This is a genomic window from Ruegeria sp. AB8, assembly GCF_056542605.1.
Genome location: NZ_JBQGAB010000019.1, coordinates 81,282 through 87,847 on the forward strand (window position 1 = coordinate 81,282; position 6,566 = coordinate 87,847).

6 protein-coding genes are annotated in these 6,566 nt (G+C 56.7%); 2 read left to right on the forward strand and 4 right to left on the reverse strand.

Annotated features, from left to right (window positions below):
• Positions 1-47 precede the first annotated feature (47 nt).
• The 3 genes from ACR0CG_RS18530 to ACR0CG_RS18540 are packed head-to-tail and all read right to left on the reverse strand — an operon-like array spanning position 48 to position 2,085.
• Positions 48-842 carry a metal ABC transporter permease gene (locus ACR0CG_RS18530; protein ID WP_170613936.1) on the reverse strand — a complete coding sequence of 265 codons (795 nt, stop codon included), beginning with the start codon at positions 840-842 and terminating at the stop codon, positions 48-50.
• Positions 842-1,576, reverse strand: coding sequence for a metal ABC transporter ATP-binding protein (locus tag ACR0CG_RS18535; RefSeq protein ID WP_170682418.1), 735 nt, complete (start codon positions 1,574-1,576; stop codon positions 842-844). Before ACR0CG_RS18535 ends, ACR0CG_RS18530 begins: the two co-directional genes overlap by 1 nt.
• The gene (locus tag ACR0CG_RS18540) at positions 1,573-2,085 is read right to left on the reverse strand and encodes a transcriptional repressor (protein WP_170613938.1); all 513 of its coding nucleotides are present in this window, start codon (positions 2,083-2,085) and stop codon (positions 1,573-1,575) included. The genes ACR0CG_RS18535 and ACR0CG_RS18540 overlap by 4 nt, the downstream gene beginning before the upstream one ends.
• Before the next feature lie 57 nt (positions 2,086-2,142).
• Here ACR0CG_RS18540 and ACR0CG_RS18545 point away from each other — a divergent pair, with 57 nt between their 5' ends.
• Positions 2,143-3,168 (forward strand): zinc ABC transporter substrate-binding protein, encoded by a 1,026-nt coding sequence (locus tag ACR0CG_RS18545; RefSeq protein ID WP_480526749.1) that lies wholly within the window; start codon positions 2,143-2,145, stop codon positions 3,166-3,168.
• A gap of 203 nt (positions 3,169-3,371) precedes the next feature.
• The gene (locus tag ACR0CG_RS18550; RefSeq protein WP_480526751.1) at positions 3,372-5,321 is read left to right on the forward strand and encodes a C1 family peptidase; all 1,950 of its coding nucleotides are present in this window, start codon (positions 3,372-3,374) and stop codon (positions 5,319-5,321) included.
• A gap of 31 nt (positions 5,322-5,352) precedes the next feature.
• On the opposite strand, the gene ACR0CG_RS18555 is transcribed toward ACR0CG_RS18550, so the two are convergent.
• Positions 5,353-6,408 carry a helix-turn-helix domain-containing protein gene (locus tag ACR0CG_RS18555; protein ID WP_480526753.1) on the reverse strand — a complete coding sequence of 352 codons (1,056 nt, stop codon included), beginning with the start codon at positions 6,406-6,408 and terminating at the stop codon, positions 5,353-5,355.
• Between the last annotated feature and the right edge of the window lie 158 nt (positions 6,409-6,566).

A 6,566-nucleotide genomic window follows, 5' to 3' on the forward strand; every position in this document is an offset into this window, starting at 1 on the left:
TCATATCCTGCCACCCACATGACGTTTTGACAGTGTATGAACCGAGGCTAGTTTGCCCTGTTCACCATGTTCGTCACGCTTGTTGCCGCGAAGAGCAAGGCAGCCACACAAACGATTGTTGGCCCGGCAGGCGTATCGAATTCCAGGGCAGCGCGTAGCCCCCCAATAACCGATAAGGTGCCGATCACGGCAGCTATCACCGCCATGCTTTCAGGCGTACGGGCCAGAGGCCGGGCTGCTGCCGAAGGGATGATCAGCATTGCGCCGATAAGCAACACGCCAACAACCTTGATGGCAACTGCAACCGTGACAGCCAGCGCCAGTGTCAGAAACAACTGCTCTCGCCTTGGGTCAATACCGCTTGCGTAAGCCAGATCGGTGTTGAGGGTCGCCGTCAGTAATGCCGACCAGCGCCACGAAATCAACAGAACAACCAGCGCCGCACCGCCCCAGATCACAGCCAGATCACCGCGTGATACGGCCAGAATATCGCCAAACAGATAGGCCATCAGGTCTATTCGCACCCCTGACAGAAACGAAACTGCGACCAGACCGAAGGCAAGTGCGGAATGGGCCAGTACCCCCAACAAGGTGTCCATCGTGTATCCGCGCCCGGACAGGAACGTCACAGTCAGCGCCAGTAGAAGCGCAACGGCAGTCGCGCCTGCAAAGATCGACACCTGAAAAGAAAGGGACAAGGCAACCCCCAGAATTGCGGCATGGGCGGTTGCATCGCCGAAATAGGCCATGCGCCGCCAGACCACAAAAGAACCCAAAGGTGCCGCTGCGCACGCTACACCAACCCCGGCCAGCGTGGCGCGCGTCAAAAAATCATCCAGCATTACTCGGCAGCCTCCTTCGAAGCGTGATCATGACCATGGTCGTGGTCATGGCGATACAGTGCCAGTGCACCACCTGTCCCCGAACCGAACAGGGCCCGGTATTCCGGCGCGGTTGCCACCGTTGCAGGCGTACCTTCGCAACAGACGTGGCCGTTCAGGCATATGACACGGTCCGAGGCGCTCATGACCACGTGTAGATCGTGGCTGATCATCAGTACGGCGCATCCGGTCTCGGCACGGGTGGCTTCGATCTGTTGATAAAACGCTGCAGAACCCGGTTGATCGAGCCCCTGAGTCGCCTCGTCCAGCAACAGCAACTCGGGCTGATTCAGCAAAGCCCGCGCCAGCAGGACGCGCTGGAACTGCCCACCGGACAGTTGCGACATTTGCTGCCCGGAAAGATCGGGAACGCCCGCACGTTTCAACGCTTGTCTGCAGGCCGATCGATCAACGGCGCCCGGAAGACGCATGAACCGTTCCACCGTGATCGGAAGCGTAGGATCGATATGCAGCCGCTGCGGCACATAACCCAGCCTCAGGCCCGGTTTCAGCCGTACACGGCCAGTCGAAGCACGCGTCGCCCCGATCAGGGACCGCAGCAGGCTTGTCTTTCCAGATCCGTTTGGCCCGACTATCGTGACGATCTCACCCGGATTTATCGACAGGTTCACATCGCGCAGCACGGTTTTTGCGCCGTAGCGGATGCTGAGGCCTTCAATGGTTGCCAGACTCATGAATTTTCTTTCCCAACGCAGGTCGGGCACAGGCCTTCTACTTCGATGATGGTTCGTTCGATCCGGAATCCGGATGTCTTGGCAGCTTCTCCCAATGCCCCTTTTTCGGGGGTAGATTGTGCCTCGGCGACTATTTCGCAGTTTCGGCAGATCATGAAGGCAGGGGCGTGCGCTTCGCCGGGATGGGCGCAGGCAACGAACGCGTTCAGTCGTTCGATTTTGTGAACGAATCCATGCTCAACCAGAAAATCCAGCGCACGATACGCGACCGGTGGTTGAGATCCGAAACCCGCCTCGCGCAGCCTTTCAAGGATCGCATAGGCGCCAAGCGCCTTGTGGTCTTCCAGCAGCACTTGCAACACCTTGCGTCGAACGGGTGTAAAGCGAAGGTTCTCTTTCTCGCAACGCGCATCTGCCGACGCAATCGCGTCGGTAACGCAGGCCGAATGGTCATGCTGTTCGAACCCGACGCTGACGGCTTCCTCGCGGTTCTGCAAGTCACTTGTCATGTTATTACATATCGTATAATTGAGCGATTAATGTTATAAAATCACATAGGGAACCCCATGTCCAGAAAGCTTCTTTCCCTGTCCATCAGCGCAACCTTGTTTGGAAGTGTGGCGTGGGCTGATACACCGAATGTCGCAGTTGATATCGCGCCCGTGCATTCACTGGTCGCGCGGGTAATGGATGGTGTCGGCAGCCCGGTTCTGATTGTTCAACCCGGAGCTTCGCCGCACGAATACTCCCTGCGCCCTTCGGACGCCGCTGCACTGCAAGACGCGGACTTGGTGTTTTGGGTCGGAGAAGACCTGACACCCTGGTTGGAAGGGGCAATCGAAACGCTTTCGGAAAACGCAGATGTGACATCCCTGATGGAGGCTGAGGGCACGGTCGAACTGGAGCTTCGCGAGAGCGCGTTGTTCGAGGCGCATGACCATGAAGCACATGCCGACTCGGACAATCACGATCACGATGACCACAATGATCATGAAAACCATGATGAACATGATGACGATCATGCCGAAGAAAAAGACCATGACGACCACGATCATGATGATCATGCTGAACACGATCATGGGTCACACGACACTCATGTCTGGTTGTCACCCGAGAACGCGGCAATCTGGCTGAACCTGATCGCCGGGAAGCTCTCAGCCGCTGATCCGGACAATGCAAGTGCCTATTTCTCGAACGCTGTGGCGGCACGGGAAGAAATCGAAGCCCTGAAAGCCGAGATCAACGAGATATTGGAACCGGCGCGCGGGAAAGAGTTCATTGTCTTCCATGATGCCTACCAATATTTCGAAGTTGCCTTCGATTTTCCGGCCGCCGGGGCAATTTCGCTTTCTGATGCCTCCGATCCCAGCCCCGCACGGATCGCCGAGATTCAGGGCCGCATTCGTGCGGAGGACATCGACTGTGTCCTGACCGAACCTCAGTTCGACCCCAGACTGGTCCAGACGGTTCTGGACGGGACCGAGGCCAATACCGGCGTCAGCGACCCGATCGGCGCAAATATCGAACCGGGTCCATCGTTTTATCCTCAACTTCTTCGTAATCTGGCAACCACCCTTTCCGATTGCCTTTGACCATCCGGCCTGCATTCCCCAGAAATTGGAATGCAGGCCGAAACCCCGCAAGGAAACCACTCGGTTAATCGGTGGCTTCATCTGAATTCGCCCAATTTCAGCGCAACGCTTTTCGCGCTGCAACTCCTCGGCTACACTTCTCTCATTGATAACGAGTATTTACCGCTGTCCCGGCATTCATTTGTTTGTTGAGAGGAAAAGTCATGAGCAAACGTCCCACAAAATCGCGGAAGTCAAAGTCTGGCGGAAAGTCCAGCTTGCCAAAAGCGCTTGCTGCGGCCCCGCGGCTTGGTAACCGGGTGCTGAACGCTCACAGGGACATGACTGACCTGCGGGACAGAGCATATAAGCCAACATTGCGACAGCTTCGCCTGACGATGGATCCGCCGCATCCCGATCTAAGCCCCATACGGGATCAGGGACGGGAAGGGGCTTGTACCGGGTTTGCCCTGTCCAGTGCGATCACCCTGATGAACCGGCAGCGCCACGCACGGATCGATCCGTCCGCACGGGCCCCGATGGCCAGTGCACGCATGCTGTATGAGATGGCCAAGATCAACGATGAATGGCCCGGGGAAGACTACGAAGGGTCCAGCATCCGTGCGGCCTTGAAAGGGTTCTACCACAACGGCGTCTGCAGCGACGAAACCGCACCGTACCAGGATGGTGACTCCGGCTGGCATCTGACTGTTGAGCACGCCAAGGAGGCCCGAAACCTTGGACTGGGCGCATATTATCGCATGCGCCCAGAAATTATCGACTACCACGCCGCTTTGAATGAGGTTGGCGTCATCTACGTGTCCGCGCGGATTCACCGGGGATGGCGAAATCCGGCGGATGGCGAAATCGAACCCTCATATTTCAGCGAGGGCGGACACGCCTTCATCATCGTCGGCTATAATGAACGCGGGTTCCTGATCCAGAATTCATGGGGCGAGGACTGGGGCGGATTCAATGGCCGTCCGGGAATTGCCCTGTGGAAGTATGAAGACTGGTCCGCCACCATTATGGATGCCTGGGTGTTGCGCCTGGCGGTTCCGACGCCGGACGCCTTTGACCTGACAATCAGCAATCCTTCACCGCAATCTCGAACCCTGTTCGGTTCACAGGAAGTCCGCGCGCCCCGGCACGAAGACATCATCGGACACATCATCCATCTCGATGACGGTCAGCTTAGGGAAACCGGGAAATACCCGACACCGATGACGACCATACAGGAGACTGCGGACTTTCTGTCCGACGAAGCCGCAACGGCTGAGCGTGGGTACGAACACCTGTTATTCTATGCGCATGGTGGCCTGAACAACGCCAACGCCTCGGCCAATCGCGTCCGGAAAATGAAGGAAGTGTTCAAGCGCAACGGAATCTACCCCATCCACTTTATGTGGGAGACCGGTTTTTTTGAATCGCTCACAGATGTCGTCTTTTCGTCGCGCAGTAGGGCCGAGGCTCGGGTCGGCGGCCTGTCGGATTTCTTCGATACCGCCCTGGAATCCTTTGCCCGCAAACCGGGAACAGCTGTGTGGCGCGACATGAAATGGGACGCCCGGGAAAGCTTTAGGGCCGGGGGCGGCGGGCGTAAAGCTGTCAAGGCACTTCTAAAGGGCAACGCGCAGCGGTCCAAACCCCTTCAGATCCATTTTGTGGGTCACAGCGCGGGCTCGATACTTCTGGCGCATATGCTGGATGCCATGGACAAAATGAACCCGCTCAACACCCCGGTTGAATCATGTTCCCTGATGGCTCCGGCCTGCACCGTTGATCTGTTCAAGAAAAGCTATCACCCCAGAATACGCAAAGCCGGAGTTGCCAGCGGTGTCACAAACCTTTGGCAGTATAACCTGATCGATCAGCGCGAACAGGATGACAGTGTCGGGCCCTATCGGAAATCCCTGCTGTATTTCGTGTCCAATGCATTTGAAGACCAAAAGGAAATGCCGATCCTGGGCATGGACAAGTTTGGCAAAAAGGTTCCCGGGAAGAAGGGCTACAAAGTGCACTTTGCCGGGCGTGCATCATCTATAACGGACAGTCACACCCATGGCGGATTCGACAATGATCGCAAGACCATGAACGATATTCTCAAAAATATCCTTGGAAAAAAACCGTCACCGGCGAACGGGTTCCAGCCCAGCGACCTTGTCGGTTACTGACATGCGCTCTGCTTAGAACGCTGACGTCAGTTCAATAAGCGACCGAGGACGGAAACTGGGCCAATGCGGTGGCACCTGAACTGTGTTGTTTCACCGGTCCAGGCAGGCATCCGGAGAACCGCTGTTCCCGGACCTTTTCCGGAGTGTTGTTGTACATTGTCCGAAAGGACCGACCCAGGGACGTGATCGACGAAAACCCGGTCGCGGCAGATATTTCTCGCAATGACATGTCCGTATTGCGCAGCAGGCTGTTTGCACGCTCCAGCCTCAGCGCCCTGTAAGTGCATAGCAGCTTGGTTCCTGTTTTGCTCAGAAACCTTCGCTGAAGCTGCCGGGTCGACGTACCCAGTACGGTCGAGATATCAGGGATTTTCAGCGGCTCTTCAATGTGGGTCAGCATAGTGTCCACGGCCTGCCTGACCAGTGGGTCTGCGCCCGACCGTTGTATAAGCCTGATGGCCAGTTGGCTTTGGTATTGTGGTCCCGACTCGGTCAGACCGATATAGTCGCGCAGGGATTCCGCAATGTAGGCCCCGTGATCAAGCGACACGAATTCCGACATCAGCCGCAGTGAACTGAGCCGGGTCGAAGCACTGTGCATGCGACCTGTCGAAGCAAGATGTGTATCGGTTCCGCATTGCCGCAACCCGTTTTCCTGCGCTGCGGCGACAAAGTTTGAATGGACAGCGGCGTCTGTCTTGTCGGCCCGTCCCATCTGCGCCAGCAGCAGAACGGCGCCACCGACCAGAATTGTTCTTGGTGCCAGGCTAAACACCTGCGAGGTCCAGTTGCGCTCGCGCGAGGAGAGTTTCCAGTTTTTGTGAATATCCCCCCAGAAAATCGCGGTCCGTCCGGCCCAGTACAAGGGTGTTCCCGCGCTTTCGACGGCGACACGCCGGATGTTTACTTTATAGGAATGCCCCTCGATCAGATCGTTCAACGCGTCGTAGAATTCGACGATCATATCGGTGGATGGCAGTGCACCCGTTTCCTTTACGAAAACGTCAACTTCATGAACCTTCAGAGCCTTGAGCGCGGCCGGCTCAGCCAACTCGCTGCTGGCGTTTTTGGGGATATAGTGCTTCATCTCAATAACAGTGACCTGCTTTCAATTTGTGCACCGGAGTGTGGCTGCGGACGAGGCTGAACGGTGCCCCCGCCATTTTGCTGGCGGGGTTTTATCTTTCACTCAGCGGCTTCTTCGTATTCTGACATTGGAGGGCATGTGCAGATGAGGTTTCTGTC